Raw genomic sequence first — 20276 nt, forward strand, 5'->3', positions numbered from 1 at the left:
GCCCGGAAACCCCCGGGCCCGGCCGCCGTCCCGTCCCCGAGGAGACCCGTGCCCCGCGCCCGAGACGCCGTCGTCCGGCGGGGCCTGCGCCACGTCCTGCTGTCCATCCGCGAGCAGCCGGGCATGTTCACCCTCGCGGTGCTCGCCAGCAGCCTCTACGCCGCCATGACCGTGCTCTCGGCCTTCGTGATCGGCGGCATCACCGACCGGGTCATCCTCCCGGCCTTCGCCGAGGGCGACACGACCGGCGGCGCGCTGGCCCTCACCGTCGCGGTGCTCCTGGGCGTCGCGCTGCTGAAGATCGTCGGCATCCTCGGCCGCCGGCTGTTCGCCGGGGTCATGGCCTACCGGCTGCAGGCCGACTACCGCCGCCGGGTGACCGGGCAGTACCTCCGGCTGCCCCTGGCCTGGCACCAGCGCCACCCGACCGGGCAGCTGCTGTCCAACGCCAACTCCGACGTCGAGGCCGCCTGGTACTTCGTCTCGCCGCTGCCCTTCGCCTGCGGGACGCTCGTGATGATCGCCATCACCGCCGTCGCGCTGGTCCTCACCGACCCGGTGGTCGCGCTGGTCGGCCTCGTCGTCTTCCCGCTGGTCTTCGTCGTCAACGCCGTCTACTCGCAGGTGATGAGCCCGCGCATGCAGCGCGCCCAGCAGCTGCGCGCGGAGGTCAGCGAGATCGCCCACGAGAGCTTCGACGCGGGCCTGGTGGTCAAGACCCTCGGCCGCGAGGACGTGGAGAGCGCCCGGTTCACCGAGCGCGCGCAGGAGCTGCGCGACGGGCTGGTCGCCGTCGGCCGGGTGCGCGGGCTGTTCGACCCGCTCATGGAGGCGCTGCCCAACCTCGGGACGCTCGCCGTGCTGCTCATCGGGGCCGGCCGGGTCGCCTCCGGGGACACCGACGCCGGCGACCTGGTCAGCATCGCCTACCTCTTCACCCTGCTCGCGCTGCCCATCCGCGCCATCGGCTGGGTGCTCGCCGACCTCCCGCGGGCCCTGGCCGGCTTCGACCGGGTCACGCCCGTCCTCGACGCCACCGGCGAGACCCCGCACGGTCCGGAGACCGCGGCCGGCGGCACCGGCGGCGCCCGGCTCGGCCTGCGCGCGGTCGACCACGTCTTCGACGGCGCCTCGCAGCCGGTGCTGTCCGGGGTCACCTTCGACGTCGTGGCCGGCAGCACGGTCGCCGTCGTCGGGCCGACCGGTTCGGGCAAGTCGACGCTGGCCGGGCTGCTCGTACGGCTGGTCGACCCCGCCGCCGGTGAGGTCCTGCTCGACGGCGTCGACGTGCGCCGGCTGCGCGAGGGCGAGGTCAGCGGCCAGGTCGCGTTCGTCCCGCAGGGCACCTTCCTCTTCGACGACACCGTGCGCGGCAACGTCACCCTGGGCGGTGAGTACGGCGACGAGGAGGTCCGCGCGGCACTGCGGGTGGCTGCCGCCGACGACTTCGTCGACCGGCTGCCCGAGGGCCTCGACACCCGCGTCGGCGAGCGCGGCGCCACGCTGTCGGGCGGCCAGCGGCAGCGGCTGGCACTGGCCCGCGCCGTGATCCGCCGTCCCCGGCTGCTGGTCCTCGACGACGCCACCAGCGCCGTCGACCCCTCCGTCGAGGCGCGCATCCTCGACGCGCTGCGCTCGGCCGACCGGCCCTCGACCGTGGTCGTCGTCGCCTACCGGCAGGCCACCATCGCCCTGGCCGACGAGGTGGTCTGGCTGGAGAACGGCCGGGTCACCGCCCGCGGCACCCACGACGAGCTTCTGGCCACCGTGCCCGGCTACGCCGCGCTGGTCCGCGCGTACTCGCAGGCGGAGGTGGCGGCGTGAGCCGGGAGCAGCGGGAGGGCGCGCTCGCGACGCTGCGCCGCGGGCTGCGCACCATGCCGGAGTTCCGCCGCGGGCTGCCGGCCACGTTCGCCCTGGCGCTGGTCGCCACCGCCGGGCGGGTGGTCGTGCCGATCGCCGTCCAGCAGGTCATCGACCGCGGCCTGCTCGCCCCCGGCGGCCCCGACCTCGGCCTGGTCCGCACGCTGGTGCTCGTCTGCGCGGTCGTCGTCCTCCTGACCGGCGTCGCGGTCTACCGGATGAACGTCCGCCTGTTCCGCACCACCGAGACCGCACTGGCCGGGCTGCGCGCCCGGGCGTTCCGGCACGTGCACGACCTGTCGGTCCTGCACCAGCAGGGCGAGCGCCGCGGCTCGCTGGTCTCCCGCGTCACCAGCGACGTCGACCAGCTGTCGACCTTCATGCAGTGGGGCGGCGTCCTCGGCGTGGTCAGCCTCGGCCAGCTGGTCGTGGCCACCGTCGTCATGGCGGTCTACTCCTGGCAGCTGACCCTGCTGGTGCTCGTCTGCTTCATCCCGCTGGCGATCGCCGTCCGCTGGTTCGCCAAGCGGCTGGCCCTCGCCTACGGCGTGGTCCGCGAGCGGGTCGGCGACGTCCTGGCCGCGGTCTCGGAGTCCGTCGTCGGCGCCCCGACGGTGCGCGCCTACGGCATCCGCGAGCGGACGGCGGCCCGTCTGGACGCCGCCATCGGCCGGCACTACCGCGCCCAGGTCGACGCGCAGAAGGTCACTGCCGCGGTGTTCGTCAGCGGCGAGTTCGTGGCCGCGGTCGCCAACGCCGCCGTCGTGGTGGTCGGCGTCTGGCTGGGGCTCGCCGGGCAGGTCACCGCCGGCACGCTGGTGGCCTTCCTCTTCCTCGTCACGCTGTTCGTCGCGCCGGTGCAGACCGCCAGCGAGGTGCTCAACGAGGGCCAGAACGCCATCGCCGGGTTCCGCCGCGTGCTCGACGTCCTCGACACCGAGCCCGACGTCCGCGACCCCGCCGCCACCGGCTCCGCGCTCGAGCTGCCCGCGGGGCCGCTCGGCGTCCGCCTCGAGCACGTCACCTTCCGCTACGCGCCGGGCGCGCGGCCGGCCCTCGACGACGTCGACCTGACGCTGGCGCCGCAGCGCCGCTACGCCGTCGTGGGGGAGACCGGCTCGGGCAAGACGACGTTCGCCAAGCTGGTCACCCGGCTGATGGACCCCACCGGGGGGCGGGTGCTGCTCGGGTCGGCGGAGTCCGGCTGGGTGCCGCTGCCCGAGGTGGCGTTCTCCTCGCTGCGGCGGCGGGTGGGCATGGTGCCGCAGGACGGCTTCCTGTTCGACGCGACCGTCGCCGACAACGTCCGCTACGGCCGCCCCGGGCTCACCGACGCCCAGGTGACCGCGGCCCTGCACGAGCTGGGCCTCGGGGACTGGCTGGCCGGCCTGCCCGACGGCGTCGCCACGGCGGTCGGCCAGCGCGGGGACTCGCTGTCGGCGGGGGAGCGGCAGCTGGTCGCGATCGCCCGCGCGCACGTGGCCGCGCCCGACCTGCTGGTGCTCGACGAGGCCACCAGCGCCGTCGACCCGGCCACCGAGCGGCGGCTGACCCTGGCGCTGGACCGGCTCACCGAGGGGCGCACCACGCTGACCATCGCCCACCGGCTGTCCACCGCCGAGCGGGCCGACGAGGTCCTCGTCGTCGACGAGGGCCGGGTCGTGCAGCGCGGGACGCACGCCGACCTCGTCGACGCCGTCGGCCCCTACGCGCGCCTGCACACCTCCTGGCGCCGCTCCTCGGCCGGCGTCCCCCAGCGCGTCGGCTGACGCGCGGGAGCGGCGGGGTCGGGACGGGCTCCGCCGTCCTAGGCTGCGCCGCATGAGCGCGCCCTCGTCGATCCCCGGGCCGGCCCTCGCCGCCGCCGTCCTCGCGGCACTGGGCGTGCTGCCGCTGGTGGTGGTCGCCTTCCTGGTGGTCGCGCTGGGCGGGCTGGAGGCCGACGCCGGGCGGGACTGGGTCAGCGTGGTCCTGCTGGTCCTCCCGCCCCTGCTGCAGCTGTTCGCCCTCGGCTGGTTCCTGTTCCGGCGCGGCCGGGTGCCGCTGGTGCTCGCCGCGCTCGCCGCGATCGCCGTCGGCGTGCTGGTGCTCACCACGGCCGCGTCGGTGGGCTCGTCGGTGGGCCTGGGCCCGTTCGTCCTGGCGATCTGCCCGGTGCTGGCGGCGGTGCTGGCGATGACCCCGGCGGTCGGCCGCTGGCTGGCCGAGGCCCGGGCGCAGCGACGCGGCCGCGCGGCCTGAGCCACCACAGGTGGCCTCCCCGCAGGGTCCCGCCGCGAGCGTGCGCGTGGCGGGAGGGCAGGGAGGTCCTCTCTCTACGCTGCGCGGCATGCCGTCGTCCCCACCCCGCCGGACGACCACCCGCCGCTCGCCCCGGGCGGCGGCCGCGACGTCGTCGGCGGTCCGGCGGACCGCCCCGCTCCCGCCTCCGCCGGGCCGCCCGCTCACCGCGCCGTTCGCCGCCGTCTTCGGCCTGCTGGTCGCCGCCGAGGACCTCTACCTCGGCTGGCTGCTGTGGGCGGGCCTCCCCGAGGGCTGGGGCCGGTACCTGGCCGTGTCGGCGGCGGGCGCGCTGCTCGCGGTGACGGGCGCGGTGCTGGTCTGGCGGGGCCGGGGCCGCGGCTGGCTGGTCCTCGCCGTCGCCGCGGCGCTCCCGCTGCTCCTGCTGCTCGGCGTGGCCGCGCTCTTCGGCGCGCTCGGCGACGACTCCTCGGTCGGCTGGGCGCTGCTGCTGCTCGTCGGCCCGGTCGGGTGCCTCGCGCTGGCAGTGCGCCGCCCGATCCGGGAGTGGACCCGCCCCGGCCGGGCGACACCGCCGCCCCCGTCGGCCGCGCGTGACCGTGGGAACGGCCGCGCCCGCTAGCGTGCCCGCCGTGAGCGACACAGACGTCGTCGTCGTGGGGTCCGGCCTGGCCGGCCTGGTGGCGACCGCAGAACTGGCCGACGCCGGCAAGCGGGTGGTGCTGCTGGAGCAGGAGCCGGAGGCGTCCTTCGGCGGGCAGGCGTGGTGGTCCTTCGGCGGCCTGTTCCTCGTCGACTCGCCCGAGCAGCGCCGGCTGCGGGTGCACGACTCCCTCGAGCTGGCCCGGCAGGACTGGTTCGGCACCGCCGCCTTCGACCGCCCCGAGGACCACTGGCCGCGGCAGTGGGCCGAGGCCTACCTGCAGTTCGCGGCGGGGGAGAAGCGGGCCTGGCTGCGCGAGCAGGGCATCGGCTTCTTCCCGGTCGTCGGCTGGGCCGAGCGGGGCGGCTACACGGCCAACGGCCACGGCAACTCGGTGCCGCGCTTCCACGTCGTCTGGGGCACCGGGCCCGGCATCGTCGAGCCCTTCGCCCGCCGCGTGCGCGCCGCCGTGGACCGCGGGCTGGTGGAGCTGCGCTTCCGGCACCGGGTGACCTCGCTCGTCGTCACCGGCGGAACGGTGACCGGCGTGCGCGGCGAGGTGCTCGAGCCCAGCGACGCCGCCCGCGGCGAGGCCAGCTCGCGCACCGCCGCCGGCGACTTCGAGCTCGCCGCGCAGGCCGTCGTCGTCACCTCCGGCGGCATCGGCGGCAACCACGACCTCGTCCGGCGGAACTGGCCGGCCCGGCTGGGCCCCGCGCCGCAGCGGCTGCTCTCCGGCGTGCCGGCGCACGTCGACGGGCTGATGCTGCAGGCGACCGAGGACGCCGGCGCGCACCTCATCAACCGCGACCGCATGTGGCACTACACCGAGGGCATCACCCACCACTCCCCGGTGTGGGCGCGGCACGGCATCCGGATCCTCCCCGGCCCCTCCTCGCTGTGGCTCGACGCCACCGGGCAGCGGCTGCCGGTCCCGCTGTTCCCCGGCTTCGACACCCTCGGCACGCTCGCCCACATCGGGCAGACCGGGTACGAGCACACCTGGTTCGTCTCGACGGAGAAGATCGTCGAGAAGGAGTTCGCGCTCTCGGGCTCCGAGCAGAACCCCGACCTCACCGGCAAGGACGTCAGGCTCCTGCTCAACCGGGTGAGGTCCGGCGTCTCCGCGCCCGTCCAGGCCTTCCTCGACCGGGGCGAGGACTTCGTGACGGCGACGACGCTGCCCGAGCTCGTCGCCGGGATGAACCGGGTCACCGGCGGCACCCCGGAGATCGCGCTCGAGGCGGTGGAGCGCGAGGTGGTCGCCCGCGACCGCGAGGTGGCGCACCCCTTCACCAAGGACCTGCAGCTGACCGCGATCCGCGGTGCCCGCAGCTACCTCGGCGACAAGCTCATCCGGGTGGCCCCGCCGCACCGGCTGCTCGACCCGGAGGCCGGCCCGCTCATCGCCGTGCGGCTCAACCTGCTCACCCGCAAGACCCTCGGCGGCCTGGAGACCGACCTGTCCGGCCGGGTGCTGCGCGCCGGCGGCGACCCGTTCCCCGGCCTGTACGCCGCCGGCGAGGCGTCCGGCTTCGGCGGGGGCGGCATGCACGGCTACCGGTCGCTCGAGGGCACCTTCCTCGGCGGCTGCCTGTTCTCCGGGCGGGTCGCCGGCCGGGCGCTGGCGGCGGCGCTGTGACCGCGCCCGGCAGTCCGTGGGCCGACCCGGCCACCACGACCGAGCCGGTCGCCTACGGGGGGCCGCCGCCCACGATCCCCTACGCCCCGCCGCCGGCGGCGTACCCGGGCGCCGCGTACCCGGGCGCCGCGTACCCGGCCACCGCGTCCCAGGGGTGGCCCGTGCCGGCGCCGTACTGGCCGGCCTACGGCCCGCCGGTGCCGGCCCGCCCGCGCCGTCCCGGGCAGGTCGTCGCGTCCGCGGTGCTGGCCTTCGTCCAGGCCGCCCTGGTCGCCCTGACGTCGGCCTACGTGCTGCTGCTGGCCAGCACCCTGGGCGTCGTCTCCACCGGGTTCGGCGGCGACGCCGAGGCCGACGCCCTGGTCACCGAGGGCGTCGTCGTCACCGTCGTGCAGGTGCTGTCGGTGGTGGCGCTGGTGGTCGGCGGCATCCTGGTGCTCAACCGGCGCAGCCGCTCGTCCTGGCTGACGCTGGTCGTCGCGCTGGCCGTCCAGCTGGTCATCGCCCTCTACTGGCTGGTGCGGCTGTCCACGCTCGACGCCCTGACCGAGGACGTCGTCGGCTCCGCCGGCCTGCTCGTGGCCGCGGTGCTGTTCTACGTGGCGGCGCCGGCCGTCGCCCTCGGCCTGCTGCTCGTCGGGGGAGTCCGCCGCTGGGCCGACGGCACCGACGCCGCACCCGCGCGCTGAGCGCCGTCCGGAGGGCCGTGCGGGGCCGCTGACCCGGTCCACCCCGGCGGCGGGGGAGAATCGCCGGCATGTCCGCCGTGCCCGCCGTCGACTCCACCCTCGACCCCGCCGTCGCGGCACTGCTGCGCCGCGACGCCGCCGGGCTGGTCGCCGCCGTCGTCCAACAGCACGACACCGGTGAGGTGCTCATGGTCGCCTGGATGGACGACGAGGCGCTGCACCGCACCCTCACCACCGGCCGGGCCACCTACTGGTCGCGCAGCCGGGGCGAGTACTGGGTCAAGGGGGAGACCTCCGGTCACCGGCAGTGGGTCCGCGACGTGCGCCTGGACTGTGACGGCGACGCCCTGCTGGTGCTCGTCGACCAGGAGGGCCCGGCCTGCCACACCGGCACCCGCTCCTGCTTCTCCCGCGACCTCCCCTCCCGTGACACGGAGGTCCCCCGTGCGACTCGCTGAGACCGGCCCGTCCCGGGAGGAGTTCGCCGCCCTCGGCCGGGCCGGGCGGAGCGGGGCGATGGTGCCGGTCACCCGGCGGCTGCTGGCCGACGGCGAGACCGCGGTCGGCATCTACCGCAAGCTGGCCGGCAACCGGCCCGGCACCGTGCTGCTCGAGTCCGCCGAGCAGGGCAAGCGCTGGTCGCGCTACAGCTTCGTGGGCGTGCGCAGCGCCGGGGTCCTGAGCGAGCGCGAGGGCCGCACCCTGTGGCTGGGCGAGGACCTGCCCGGGCTGACCGGCGACCTGCCCGCCGACCCGCTGGCCGCCGTCCGCACGCTGGCCCGCCGGCTGCGCTCGCCGCGCCGGGCCGACCTGCCGCGGCTGACCGGTGGCCTGGTCGGCTACCTCGGCTACGACGTCGTCCGGCGGCTGGAGCGGCTGCCGAACACCGCCACCGACGACCTCGGCATGCCCGAGCTGTCGCTGATGCTGGTCACCGACCTCGCCGTGCTCGACCACACCGACGGCACGGTGCTGCTCATCGCCAACGCCCTGACGGGCGCGGGCGACCCGGGCGCCGCCTGGGACGACGCCGTCGCCCGCCTCGACGCCATGGTTGCCGACCTGACCAAGGCGGTCCCGCCGGGGGTGGCCGTGTTCACCCCCGCCGAGCCGCCGCCGGTGCGCAGCACGATGGCGCCGGGCGTCTACGAGGCCGGGGTGGAGACGGTGCGCGAGCACATCCGCGCCGGCGACGCCTTCCAGGTCGTGCTCGCCCAGCGGTTCGAGACCGACACCGACGTCGACGCACTCGACCTCTACCGGGTGCTGCGGGCCACCAACCCCTCGCCGTACATGTACCTGCTGCGCTTCGCCGGGCGGGAGACGCCCTTCGACGTCGTCGGCTCCTCGCCGGAGGCGCTGGTGACCGTCACCGGGACCGGCGCGGTGGTGCACCCGCCGGCCGGCACCCGCCCGCGCGGGGCCACCGAGGAGGAGGACCTGCGGCTGGCCGAGGGCCTGCTCGCCGACCCCAAGGAGCGCGCCGAGCACGTCATGCTCGTCGACCTGGCCCGCAACGACCTGGGCCGGGTGTGCGTGCCGGGCACCGTCGAGGTCCCCGACTTCATGCGGGTCGAGCTCTACAGCCACGTCATGCACCTGGTGTCCACCGTCGCCGGCGAGGTGGCGCCCGGCCGCGACGCGCTCGACGTCTTCGACGCGACGTTCCCGGCCGGCACCGTCTCCGGCGCCCCGAAGCCGCGGGCGATGGAGATCATCGAGTCCCTCGAGCCGACCCGGCGGGCCCTCTACGCCGGGACCGTCGGCTACCTCGACGCGAGCGGCGACATGGACATGGCCATCGCCATCCGCACCGCCGTCCTGCACCGGGGCCGGGCCTACGTGCAGGCCGGCGCCGGCGTCGTCGCCGACAGCGACCCCGCCACCGAGGAGGCCGAGACCCGGCACAAGGCGCGGGCGGTGCTGTCGGCCATCGCGACGGCGGAGGGCATGCGGGAGGTCCGGTGAGCGGACAGGGGCGTGAGCACCGCAGCGAGGGACGAGCGGGGAGCGGAGCGCACCGCGGGAGCGGAGCCTGATGCAGAACGCGTCCCGGCGCGAGGTGGGCGCCGCGGTCGCCGGGTGTGCGGTCGCCGGCGGCCTGGCCCTGTCGGCCGGCGGGCAGACCTGGGCGACGGTCACGGTGACCCGCACGCCGCCGCTGCCGCCGGTCACCGAGACGCTGACCGGGTCGGCGGTCGCACCGATGGTCACCGCTGCCGGGCTGCTGCTGCTGGCCGCCGCGGTCGCCGTCCTCGCGGTGCGCGGCGCGGGGCGGATCGCGGTCGGGGTGCTGGTCACCCTCGCCGGGGCCGCGCTGGCGTGGTCGGCCCTGCGCGTCCTCGTCGGCGGGGCGGACACCGCGGCCGCCGGGCCGGGGGAGCAGCGCGCGGCCGACCTCGCCGCGGCCTGGCCGGTGCTGGTCGTGGTCGCCGCGGTCCTCGCGGGAGCGACCGGGCTCCTGGTCGCCGTCCGCGGCCGCCGCTGGCCGGCCATGGGGCGCCGCTACGAACGGGCAGCCGGCGCCGCCCCGGCCCCGGCGCGGACCCGCACCGACGAGGACCGCGCGCTCGACGCCTGGCGCGCCCTCGACCGCGGCGACGACCCCACCGACGACCCCACCGACGACCCGACCGACGACCCCGGCGACGGGACGCCGGGGGAGGCCCCCGACCCGGCGACCGACCGCGGGAGCCGCCGTGGCTAGGGTGGACGCACCGTCCGGCCGGGCACGGCCGACCCCCAGCAGCGAGGAGGCGGAGTGACCGTCCTCGACGACATCGTCGCCGGCGTCCGTGAGGACGTCGCGGCGCGCGAGGCGGCCACCCCGCTCGCCGAGGTGAAGGCCGCCGCCCGCGACGCCCGTCCCGCCCTCGACGCGCTCGCCGCCCTGCGCGAGCCCGGCGTCGGGGTCATCGCGGAGGTCAAGCGTCGCAGCCCGAGCAAGGGCGCGCTCGCCGACATCCCCGACCCCGCCGTCCTCGCCGCGCAGTACGCCGCGGGCGGCGCGCGCGTGATCAGCGTGCTCACCGAGCGGCGCCGCTTCGGCGGCTCGCACGCCGACCTCGCCGCCGTCCGTGCCGCCGTCGGCGTGCCGGTGCTGTGCAAGGACTTCGTGGTCAGCAGCTACCAGGTGCACGAGGCGCGCGCCCACGGTGCCGACGTCGTCCTGCTCATCGTCGCCGCGCTCGAGCAGAACGCCCTGACCGGCCTGCTCGAGCGGGTCGAGTCGCTCGGCATGACCGCCCTGGTCGAGGTGCACACCGAGGCCGAGGCCGACCGGGCGCTGTCGGCCGGCGCGTCGGTGATCGGCGTCAACGCCCGCGACCTCACCACCCTCGACGTCGACCTCGGCACGTTCGAGCGGATCGCCCCCGGGCTGCCGTCGGGCATCGTCAAGATCGCCGAGTCCGGCGTCCGCGGCCCGCGCGAGCTCATCGCCTACGCCGCCGCCGGCGCCGACGCCGTCCTGGTCGGCGAGGGCCTGGTCACCGCCGGCGACCCGCGCCAGGCGGTCGCCGACCTGGTCACCGCCGGGTCGCACCCCGCCGTGCCCCGCACCACGCGCTGACCCCCTCCACCACCAGGAGGCGGAGGCGCGCGACACTGGGCGCATGACGACCAGTGCCGTGCACCCGCCCGAGGATCGACTCGAGCCGGCCCGCCCGACCTGGCCCGATGCCACCGGCCACTTCGGCGTCTTCGGTGGCCGCTTCGTCCCCGAGGCGCTGATCGCCGCGCTGGACGAGTTGACCGAGGCCTACGAGGCCATGCGGGTCGACCCCGCGTTCCTCGCCGAGTTCGCCGCGCTGCAGCGCGACTACACCGGCCGCCCCAGCCCGGTCACCGAGGTGCCGCGCTTCGCCGAGCACTGCGGCGGCGCCCGCGTGCTGCTCAAGCGCGAGGACCTCAACCACACCGGCTCGCACAAGATCAACAACGTGCTGGGCCAGGCACTGCTCACCAAGCGGATCGGCAAGCAGCGCGTCATCGCCGAGACCGGGGCCGGCCAGCACGGCGTCGCGACGGCCACCGCGGCGGCGCTCATGGGCCTGTCCTGCACGGTCTACATGGGCGAGGAGGACACCCGCCGGCAGGCGCTCAACGTCGCCCGCATGCGGCTGCTCGGCGCCGAGGTCATCCCGGTGACCACCGGCTCGCGCACCCTCAAGGACGCCATCAACGAGGCATTCCGCGACTGGGTGACCAACGTCGAGACGACGAACTACGTCTTCGGCACCGTCGCCGGCCCGCACCCCTTCCCGGCGATGGTCCGCGACTTCCAGCGGGTCATCGGCGACGAGGCCCGCGGCCAGGTGCTGGAGCGGGAGGGCCGGCTGCCCGACGCCGTGCTCGCCTGCGTCGGCGGCGGCTCCAACGCGATCGGCATCTTCACCGCCTTCGTCCCCGACGAGGGCGTGCGCCTGGTGGGCCTGGAGGCCGGCGGCGACGGCGTCGGCACCGGCCGGCACGCCGCGACGATCACCGGGGGCGCCCCCGGCGTGCTGCACGGCGCCCGCTCCTACCTGCTGCAGGACGACAACGGCCAGACGATCGAGTCGCACTCGATCAGCGCGGGCCTCGACTACCCGGGCGTCGGCCCCGAGCACTCGTACCTGCACGACATCGGCCGCGCCGAGTACTCCCCGGTCACCGACGCCGAGGCCATGGAGGCCTTCGCGCTGCTGTGCCGGACCGAGGGGATCATCCCGGCGATCGAGTCCGCGCACGCCCTGGCCGGCGCGATGAAGCTCGGCCGCGACGTGGGCCCGGACGCGCTGCTGCTGGTCAACCTCTCCGGCCGCGGCGACAAGGACGTCGAGACGGCGTCGCGCTGGTTCGGCCTCGGCGACCGGGGGAGCGTCGAGCCCGGCGCCGGCATGGACACCGACCAGCACCCGACCGAGGGCGCCGTCACCAACGGCGACGCGGTGCCCGGCCAGGACGCGGGGAGCCGGGCATGAGCCTGCTCGAGGACCGCATCGGCGCCGCCCGCGCCGAGGGCCGCGCCGCCCTGGTCGGCTACCTGCCGGTCGGCTACCCCGACGTCGACGGCTCGATCGCCGCGATGACCGCGATGGTCGAGGGCGGCGCCGACGTCGTCGAGATCGGCGTCCCGTACTCCGACCCGGGCATGGACGGCCCGGTCATCCAGCAGGCGGTGGAGCCGGCCGTCCGCGCCGGCGTCGGCATGCGCGACGTGCTGCGCGCGGTCGAGGCGGTGGCCGCGGCCGGTGCGGTGCCGGCGGTCATGAGCTACTGGAACCCGATCGAGCGCTACGGCGTCGAGCGGTTCGCCGCCGACCTGGCCGCCGCCGGAGGAGCGGGGGCCATCACCCCCGACCTCATCCCCGACGAGGCCGGCGCGTGGCTGGCCGCCGCCGAGGCCGCCGACCTCGACCGCGTCTTCCTCGTCGCGCCGTCGTCCACCGACGTGCGGCTGGCCTCCACCACCGAGGCGTGCCGCGGCTTCGTCTACGCCGCCTCCACCATGGGCGTCACCGGCACCCGCGCCACCGTCGGCGACGCCGCCGAGCGCCTCGTCGTCCGCACCCGCGCGGTCACCGGCAAGCCGGTCTGCGTGGGCCTCGGCGTCTCGAACGGCGACCAGGCCGCCGAGGTGGCCGCCTTCGCCGACGGCGTCATCGTCGGGACGGCCTACGTGCGCCGCGTGCTCGACGGCACCGGACCCGACGGCGTCCGGGCGCTGTCGGAGGAGCTCGCCGCGGGCGTGCGCCGCCGGGTGGCCGTGCCGTGAGCGTCCTCGCCGCGATCCCGAGCCCGGCCCAGGGCGTGTGGCACCTCGGGCCCTTCCCGCTGCGCGCCTACGCGCTGTGCATCATCGCCGGCATCGTCGCGGCCGCCTGGATCACCGAGAAGCGCTGGGTGGCCCGCGGCGGGCGGCCCGGCGAGGTCCTCGACATCGCCCTGTGGGCCGTGCCGTTCGGGATCGTCGGCGGCCGGGTCTACCACGTGATCACCACGCCCCAGCCCTACTTCGGGGAGGGTGGTGACCCGCTGCGGGCCCTCGCCATCTGGGAGGGCGGCCTGGGCATCTGGGGCGCGATCGCCCTGGGCGGGGTCGGCGCCTGGATCGCCTGCCGGCGCCGGGGGATCCCGCTGCCCGCGTTCGGCGACGCCATCGCCCCGGGCCTCCTGGTGGCCCAGGCCATCGGCCGGCTGGGCAACTGGTTCAACCAGGAGCTCTTCGGCAGCCCGACGACGCTGCCGTGGGGCCTGGAGATCGACCCGCGCTTCCGGCCCGACGGCTACGAGGCCTTCGCCACCTTCCACCCCACGTTCCTCTACGAGCTGCTGTGGAACCTGGCCGCGGCCGCCATCGTGGTGTGGGCCGACCGCCGCTTCCGGCTGTCGCACGGCCGCGTCTTCGCCCTCTACGTCGCCCTCTACTGCGCCGGCCGGCTGTGGATCGAGGTGCTGCGCATCGACGACGCCAACCGCTTCTCCGGCATCCGGCTCAACGTGTTCACCTGCATCGTCGTGGGCCTGCTCGCGGTGGCCTACCTGGTGTGGCAGCGGGGCCGCCCGCGCGAGGTCATCGACCGCACCGGCAGCACCGGCGACGACGGCCGGCGTGACGACGACGACACCGCCGACGACGTCCCGGCGACCGCCGACGAGGCGCCGACCAGCACCGACGTGCACACCCCGGGGCGGCGGAGTGACCGGTCTCACGACGCGCCGGGAACGCCCTGACCGGACACGCTGACCGGCCGGTTTTCACGGGTGGGCACGGTGTGACGGCTGTGTACCCTCCTCGTCAGATCCACCGGTGATCCCGGTGGGTCCACGCGTCGGAACCGGGCCAGCGCTGCCCCGCGGGACGACGACCCCGCGGCACCACCCGTGGGGCCGCCGGTCCTCCTCCCGGCCCGGGCCACCGTGTCCCGGCCGGTCGCCGGTCACCGCTGTCCTCCGCTGCTCGTCGTGCCCCGCACCTGCCGAGGCACCGCACCTCTGACCACCGGCCGGGCCCCGCGCCCCGCGCCGTCCTCCCCGGACGGCGCGTGAGCCGACGACGGGAGTGATCATGTCCGGGTCCACCACCCCCGCCCGCCGCGCCGCCACCGGCTCGGCGGTCCCCTTCTCGGCCACTCCGCCGGCCGACGGTCTCTACGACCCGGCCAACGACTCGGACGCCTGTGGTGTCGCCTTCGTGGCCGACGCCCGCGGGCGCCGCTCGCGCTCCATCGTGGCGGCCGGGCTGACCGCGCTGCACAACCTCGACCACCGCGGCGCCGCCGGCTCCGAGCCCAACTCCGGGGACGGCGCCGGGATCCTGACCCAGGTTCCCGACGCGCTGCTGCGCGCCGGCGTCGACTTCGACCTGCCGCCGGCGGGCGAGTACTCCGTCGGCATCGCCTTCCTCCCCGTCGACGCCGACGAGCGGGCCGCCCGCTACGCCGACGTCGAGCGGATCGCCGCCGAGGAGGGGCTCACCGTCCTCGGCTGGCGCGACGTGCCGGTCGACCCCGACGGCGCCGACCTCGGCCCCACCGCCCGCGCCGTCATGCCGCACTTCGGCCAGCTGTTCGTGGCCGAGACGATGGGCGCCCGCGCCGACGCGGCGGCCTTCGGCGGCCCGAGCGAGGTCAACGGCGTCACCCGCCTGGAGCGGCGCTCGTTCGTGCTGCGCAAGCGCGCCGAGCGGGAGGCCCGCGACGCCGGCAGCTCGCTCTACGTGGTCTCGCTGTCCTCGCGCACCATCACCTACAAGGGCATGCTGACCACCGACCAGCTGCCCGCGTTCTTCCCCGACCTGCGCGACGAGCGCTACGAGTCGGCGATCGCGCTGGTGCACAGCCGGTTCTCCACCAACACCTTCCCGAGCTGGCCGCTGGCCCACCCGTTCCGGTTCATCGCCCACAACGGCGAGATCAACACGATCAAGGGCAACCGCAACCGGATGCGCGCCCGCGAGGCCAAGCTCGAGACCGAGCTGTTCGACGGCCCCGCCGGCCCGGCCAGCGAGCTCGGCCTGGAGCGGGTCTTCCCGGTCACCGCCAGCGACTTCAGCGACTCGGCGACCTTCGACGAGGTGCTCGAGCTGCTGCACCTGTCGGGCCGCTCGCTGCCGCACGCGGTGCTGATGATGATCCCGGAGGCGTGGGAGAACCACGACGAGATGGACCCGGCCCGCCGGGCCTTCTACCGGTTCCACGCCTCGATCATGGAGCCCTGGGACGGGCCGGCCTGCGTCGCGTTCACCGACGGCACGCTCATCGGCGCCGTCCTCGACCGCAACGGCCTGCGCCCGGGCCGCTGGTGGCGCACGAAGGACGACCTCGTCGTCCTCGCGAGCGAGGCCGGCGTCCTCGACATCCCGGCCGGCGACGTCGTCGCCAAGGGCCGGCTGCAGCCCGGCCGCATGTTCCTCGTCGACACCGCCTCCGGGCGGATCGTCTCCGACGAGGAGGTCAAGGGCGCGCTGGCCGTCCAGCAGCCCTACGAGGACTGGCTGCACGCCGGCCTGGTGCACCTGCCCTCGCTGCCCACGCGGCGGCGGGCGCGGCCCAGCCACGAGTCGGTCGTGCGCCGGCAGATGCTCTTCGGCTACACCGAGGAGGACCTGCGCGTCCTGCTCACCCCGATGGCCTCCAGCGGCGCCGAGCCGATCGGCTCGATGGGCACCGACACCCCGATCGCGGCGCTGTCGGACCGCTCGCGGCAGCTCTACGACTACTTCCAGCAGCTGTTCGCCCAGGTGACCAACCCGCCGCTGGACGCCATCCGCGAGGAGCTGGTGACCAGCCTCGGGCGCACGTTCGGGCCGGAGCAGAACCTGCTCTCGGCCACGCCGGCGTCCTGCCGGCAGGTGTACCTGCCCTACCCCGTCATCGACAACGACGAGCTGGCCAAGATCCTGCACATCGACGACGACGGTGACCTGCCCGGCTTCGCCGCCGTCCGGATCACCGGCCACTACGACGTGACCGGCGGCGGCGCGGCGCTGGTCCAGGCCGTCGAGGACCTGCGGACCAAGGTCAGCAAGGCCATCGCGGCCGGCGCGCGCGTCATCGTGCTCTCCGACCGCGACTGCGACGAGAAGCGCGCCCCGATCCCGTCGCTGCTGATGACCGCCGCGGTCCACCACCACCTGGTGCGCGAGCGGACCCGCATGGAGGTCGGCCTGGTCGTCGAGTCCGGCGACTGCCGCGAGGTGCACCACGTCGCGCTGCTGCTCGGCTACGGCGCCGCCGCGGTCAACCCCTACCTCGCCTTCGAGTCCATCGAGGACCTCATCCGCGACGGCGTCCTCACCGGCGTCCAGCCCGCGCAGGCGGTGCGCAACGTCGTCAAGGCGCTGGGCAAGGGCGTCCTCAAGGTCATGAGCAAGATGGGCATCAGCACCGTCGGCTCGTACACGATGGCCCAGATCTTCGAGGCCGTCGGCCTGTCGCAGGACGTCGTCGACGAGTACTTCACCGGCACCTCCTGCCCCCTCGGCGGCGTCGGCATGGACGTGCTCGCCGAGGAGGTCGCCATGCGGCACCGGCGCGCCTACCCGGTCAACCCCACCGAGCGGGCCCACCGCCGGCTGGAGACCGGCGGGGAGTACCAGTGGCGCCGCGAGGGCGAGGTGCACCTGTTCAACCCCGAGACGGTCTTCCTCCTCCAGCACTCCACCCGCTCGCGGCAGTACGAGGTCTTCGAGCGCTACACCGCGACCGTGGACGAGATGTCGGAGGAGGCCGCGACGCTGCGCGGGCTGTTCCGGATCCGGACCGGTGAGCGCCCGCCGGTGCCGGTCGAGGAGGTCGAGCCGGTCAGCGAGATCGTCAAGCGCTTCCAGACCGGCGCGATGAGCTACGGCTCCATCTCGCAGGAGGCGCACGAGACCCTCGCCATCGCCATGAACCGGCTCGGCGGTCGGTCCAACACCGGGGAGGGCGGCGAGGACCCCGACCGGTACGTGGCCGACCCCAACGGCGACCTGCGCCGCTCGGCGATCAAGCAGGTGGCCAGCGGCCGTTTCGGCGTGACCAGCGAGTACCTGGTCAACGCCGACGACATCCAGATCAAGATGGCGCAGGGCGCCAAGCCCGGTGAGGGCGGCCAGCTGCCCGGCGGCAAGGTCTACCCGTGGGTGGCCCGCACCCGGCACTCCACGCCCGGCGTCGGCCTGATCAGCCCGCCGCCGCACCACGACATCTACTCGATCGAGGACCTCAAGCAGCTGATCCACGACCTGAAGAACGCCAACGACGCGGCGCGGGTCAACGTCAAGCTGGTCGCCGAGGTCGGCGTCGGGACGGTCGCGGCCGGCGTCAGCAAGGCGCACGCCGACGTGGTGCTCATCTCCGGGCACGACGGCGGCACCGGTGCCGCGCCGCTGACCTCGCTGAAGCACGCCGGGTCCCCGTGGGAGCTCGGGCTGGCCGAGACCCAGCAGACGCTGCTGGCCAACGGCCTGCGCGACCGGATCGTGGTGCAGGTCGACGGCCAGATGAAGACCGGCCGCGACGTGGTCGTCGCGATGCTGCTGGGCGCCGAGGAGTACGGCTTCGCCACCGCTCCGCTGGTCGTCTCTGGCTGCATCATGATGCGGGTCTGCCACCTCGACACCTGCCCGGTCGGCGTGGCCACCCAGAACCCGGAGCTGCGCAAGCGGTTCACCGGCCGCCCGGAGTTCGTCGTCACCTTCTTCGAGTTCCTCGCCGAGCAGGTGCGGCAGTACCTGGCGCAGCTGGGCTTCCGCTCGGTCGAGGAGGCCATCGGCCACGTCGAGCTGCTCGACACCCGGGAGGCGGTCGACCACTGGAAGGCCCGCGGCCTGGACCTGTCGAAGATGCTCGCGCTGCCCGAGCTGCCCGAGGGCACCCCGCGCCGCGCGGTGCGCACCCAGGACCACGGCCTCGACGTCGCCCTGGACCAGACGCTGATCCAGCTGTGCGAGGGCGCGCTGCTCGACGCGCGGCCGGTCAGCCTCGAGCTGCCGGTGCGCAACGTGAACCGCACCGTCGGCACGATGCTGGGCTCGATGGTCACCCGCCGCTTCGGCGGCGAGGGACTGCCCGACGGCACGATCGACCTGACCTTCACCGGGTCGGCCGGGCAGTCCTTCGGTGCGTTCGTCCCGCGCGGCATCACCATGCGGCTGCTCGGCGACGCCAACGACTACGTCGGCAAGGGCCTCTCCGGCGGGCGGATCGTGGTCCGCCCCGCCCGGGAGGCGACCTTCGCCGCCGAGGACAACGTCATCGCCGGCAACGTCATCGGCTACGGCGCCACCAGCGGGGAGCTCTTCCTGCGCGGGCGGGTCGGCGAGCGCTTCTGCGTCCGCAACTCCGGGGCCCTGGCCGTCGTCGAGGGCGTGGGCGACCACGCGCTGGAGTACATGACCGGCGGCCGCGCGGTCATCCTCGGGCCCACCGGGCGCAACGTCGCGGCCGGCATGTCCGGCGGCGTCGGCTACGTCCTCGACCTGGCCCGGCACCGGGTCAACCCCGAGATGGTCGACGTCGAGTCGCTGGACGGGGAGTCCGCGCAGTGGCTGCGCGAGGTCCTGGTGCGCTACGCCGCCGAGACCGAGTCGCCGGTGGCCACCGCGCTGCTGGCCGACTGGGGCCGCTGGTCCGAGCAGTTCAGCGTGATCATGCCGCGCGACTACCGTCGCGCACTGGAGGCCCGGCGCGCCGCCGAGGCCGCCGGCACCGACGTCGACCGAGCAGTGATGGAGGCCGCACGTGGCTGACTCCACGGGGTTCCTGAAGTACGAGCGGGCCATGCCGCCCCGGCGGCCGGTCGACGTCCGGATCCTGGACTGGAAGGACGTCTACCTCACCCGGCAGAACGGGGAGGACGCCGTCTACCCGGTCGCCGCGCTGCGCCAGCAGGCCGCGCGGTGCATGGACTGCGGTATCCCGTTCTGCCACCACGGGTGCCCGCTGGGCAACCTGATCCCCGAGTGGAACGACCTCGCCCGCCGGGACGACTGGCGCGACGCGATCGAGCGGCTGCACGCCACGAACAACTTCCCGGAGTTCACCGGGAAGCTGTGCCCGGCGCCCTGTGAGGGCGCCTGCGTGCTGAACCTGCAGGACTCACCGGTCACGATCAAGCAGATCGAGTGGGAGATCATCGACCAGGCCTTCGAGCACGGCCACGTGGAGCCGCAGACGCCGGCCGAGCGCACCGGCCGGAAGGTCGCCGTCGTCGGGTCAGGCCCGGCGGGCCTGGCCGCCGCCCAGCAGCTCACCCGGGCCGGGCACGACGTGACCGTCTTCGAGCGGGCCGACAGGGTCGGCGGGCTGCTCCGCTACGGCATCCCCGAGTTCAAGATGGAGAAGTCCGTGCTGGACCGGCGGCTGGACCAGATGCGCGCCGAGGGCACCCGCTTCGTCACCGGCGTCGAGGTCGGCGGCAGCGGCGAGGGCGACGTCTCGGCCGAGCAGCTGCGCGGGGAGCACGACGCCGTCGTCCTCGCCGCGGGGTCGACGATCGGCCGCGACCTGCCCGCCCCCGGGCGCGAGCTCGACGGCATCCACTTCGCGATGGAGTTCCTGCCCTTCGGCAACAAGCAGGCGCTCGGCGAGCTGGACGACCCGCCGATCACCGCGCGCGGCAAGGACGTCGTCATCGTCGGCGGCGGCGACACCGGCGCGGACTGCCTGGGCACCTCGCACCGCCAGGGCGCCCGCTCGGTGACGCAGCTGGAGATCATGCCGGCGCCGCCGGACCAGCGCTCCGAGGGCAACCCCTGGCCGACCTACCCGATGGTCATGCGGGTCTCCTCGGCGCACGAGGAGGGCGGCGAGCGGCTGTACTCGGTCAACACCGAGCGCTTCGTCGGCGACGACGACGGCCGCGTGCGCGCGCTGGTGATCCACGAGGTGGAGCGGGTCGACGGCCGGTTCCAGAAGGTCGAGGGCACCGAGCGCGAGCTGCCCGCCCAGTTGGTGCTGCTGGCGATGGGCTTCACCGGCGTGCAGCGCGAGGGCCTGGTCGAGGCGCTCGGCGTCGACGTCGACGGGCGCGGCAACGTCGCGCGCGACGACGAGTTCATGTCCACCGTGCCCGGCGTGTTCGTGGCCGGGGACGCCGGCCGCGGCCAGTCGCTGATCGTGTGGGCCATCGCCGAGGGCCGTGCCGCCGCCGGCGCCGTCGACACGTACCTGACCGGCAGCTCGATGCTCCCGCGTCCGGTCACCCCGACGGCGGTCGCGCTCCGCTGATC

General features: G+C 75.3%; 15 protein-coding genes. All 15 read left to right on the plus strand.

All coding sequences use genetic code 11. The features are described 5' to 3' along the window. Positions 1 to 48: 48 nt before the first annotated feature. The 15 genes from HLV61_RS08845 (at position 49) to HLV61_RS08915 (ending at position 20274) form a co-directional block, all read left to right on the plus strand. The gene (locus HLV61_RS08845) at positions 49 to 1824 is read left to right on the plus strand and encodes an ABC transporter ATP-binding protein (RefSeq protein WP_369254398.1); all 1776 of its coding nucleotides are present in this window, start codon (positions 49 to 51) and stop codon (positions 1822 to 1824) included. Then, positions 1821 to 3632 carry an ABC transporter ATP-binding protein gene (locus HLV61_RS08850; protein WP_369254400.1) on the plus strand — a complete coding sequence of 604 codons (1812 nt, stop codon included), beginning with the start codon at positions 1821 to 1823 and terminating at the stop codon, positions 3630 to 3632. The genes HLV61_RS08845 and HLV61_RS08850 overlap by 4 nt, the downstream gene beginning before the upstream one ends. Positions 3633 to 3684: 52 nt before the next feature. Beyond that, entirely contained in the window at positions 3685 to 4104 is a 420-nt protein-coding gene (locus HLV61_RS08855; RefSeq protein WP_369254402.1) for a hypothetical protein, read from the plus strand. Positions 4105 to 4192: 88 nt separating this feature from the next. Beyond that, positions 4193 to 4726 (plus strand): hypothetical protein, encoded by a 534-nt coding sequence (locus HLV61_RS08860; RefSeq protein WP_369254404.1) that lies wholly within the window; start codon positions 4193 to 4195, stop codon positions 4724 to 4726. 10 nt (positions 4727 to 4736) lie between these two features. Beyond that, complete coding sequence (locus HLV61_RS08865) at positions 4737 to 6389, plus strand: FAD-binding dehydrogenase (RefSeq protein WP_369254406.1); 1653 nt, start codon at positions 4737 to 4739, stop codon at positions 6387 to 6389. After that, entirely contained in the window at positions 6386 to 7078 is a 693-nt protein-coding gene (locus HLV61_RS08870; RefSeq protein WP_369254408.1) for a hypothetical protein, read from the plus strand. The genes HLV61_RS08865 and HLV61_RS08870 overlap by 4 nt, the downstream gene beginning before the upstream one ends. 68 nt (positions 7079 to 7146) lie before the next feature. Beyond that, positions 7147 to 7536, plus strand: a complete 390-nt coding sequence (hisI, locus tag HLV61_RS08875; RefSeq protein ID WP_369254410.1) for a phosphoribosyl-AMP cyclohydrolase — start codon at positions 7147 to 7149, stop codon at positions 7534 to 7536. Further along, a complete protein-coding gene (locus tag HLV61_RS08880; protein ID WP_369254412.1) occupies positions 7523 to 9046 on the plus strand; it encodes an anthranilate synthase component I in 1524 nt (507 codons plus the stop codon). Before hisI ends, HLV61_RS08880 begins: the two co-directional genes overlap by 14 nt. A gap of 70 nt (positions 9047 to 9116) precedes the next feature. Further along, positions 9117 to 9785, plus strand: a complete 669-nt coding sequence (locus tag HLV61_RS08885; RefSeq protein ID WP_369254414.1) for a Trp biosynthesis-associated membrane protein — start codon at positions 9117 to 9119, stop codon at positions 9783 to 9785. A gap of 54 nt (positions 9786 to 9839) precedes the next feature. Continuing rightward, on the plus strand, positions 9840 to 10649 hold the full coding sequence (gene trpC, locus HLV61_RS08890; protein WP_369254416.1) for an indole-3-glycerol phosphate synthase TrpC: 810 nt from the start codon (positions 9840 to 9842) through the stop codon (positions 10647 to 10649). 43 nt (positions 10650 to 10692) lie between these two features. Then, on the plus strand, positions 10693 to 12042 hold the full coding sequence (trpB, locus tag HLV61_RS08895) for a tryptophan synthase subunit beta (RefSeq protein ID WP_369254418.1): 1350 nt from the start codon (positions 10693 to 10695) through the stop codon (positions 12040 to 12042). Then, positions 12039 to 12836, plus strand: coding sequence for a tryptophan synthase subunit alpha (trpA, locus tag HLV61_RS08900; RefSeq protein ID WP_369254420.1), 798 nt, complete (start codon positions 12039 to 12041; stop codon positions 12834 to 12836). The genes trpB and trpA overlap by 4 nt, the downstream gene beginning before the upstream one ends. Then, positions 12833 to 13795: a prolipoprotein diacylglyceryl transferase gene (gene lgt / locus HLV61_RS08905; protein WP_369254423.1), complete on the plus strand. Its 963-nt coding sequence runs from the start codon at positions 12833 to 12835 to the stop codon at positions 13793 to 13795. The genes trpA and lgt overlap by 4 nt, the downstream gene beginning before the upstream one ends. A gap of 334 nt (positions 13796 to 14129) precedes the next feature. Continuing rightward, on the plus strand, positions 14130 to 18794 hold the full coding sequence (gene gltB, locus HLV61_RS08910; protein WP_369254425.1) for a glutamate synthase large subunit: 4665 nt from the start codon (positions 14130 to 14132) through the stop codon (positions 18792 to 18794). After that, on the plus strand, positions 18787 to 20274 hold the full coding sequence (locus HLV61_RS08915; protein WP_369254427.1) for a glutamate synthase subunit beta: 1488 nt from the start codon (positions 18787 to 18789) through the stop codon (positions 20272 to 20274). The genes gltB and HLV61_RS08915 overlap by 8 nt, the downstream gene beginning before the upstream one ends. Positions 20275 to 20276: the final 2 nt, after the last annotated feature.

Origin of the sequence: Geodermatophilus amargosae (assembly GCF_041028265.1) — a bacterium.
Lineage (GTDB): Bacteria > Actinomycetota > Actinomycetes > Mycobacteriales > Geodermatophilaceae > Geodermatophilus > Geodermatophilus amargosae_A.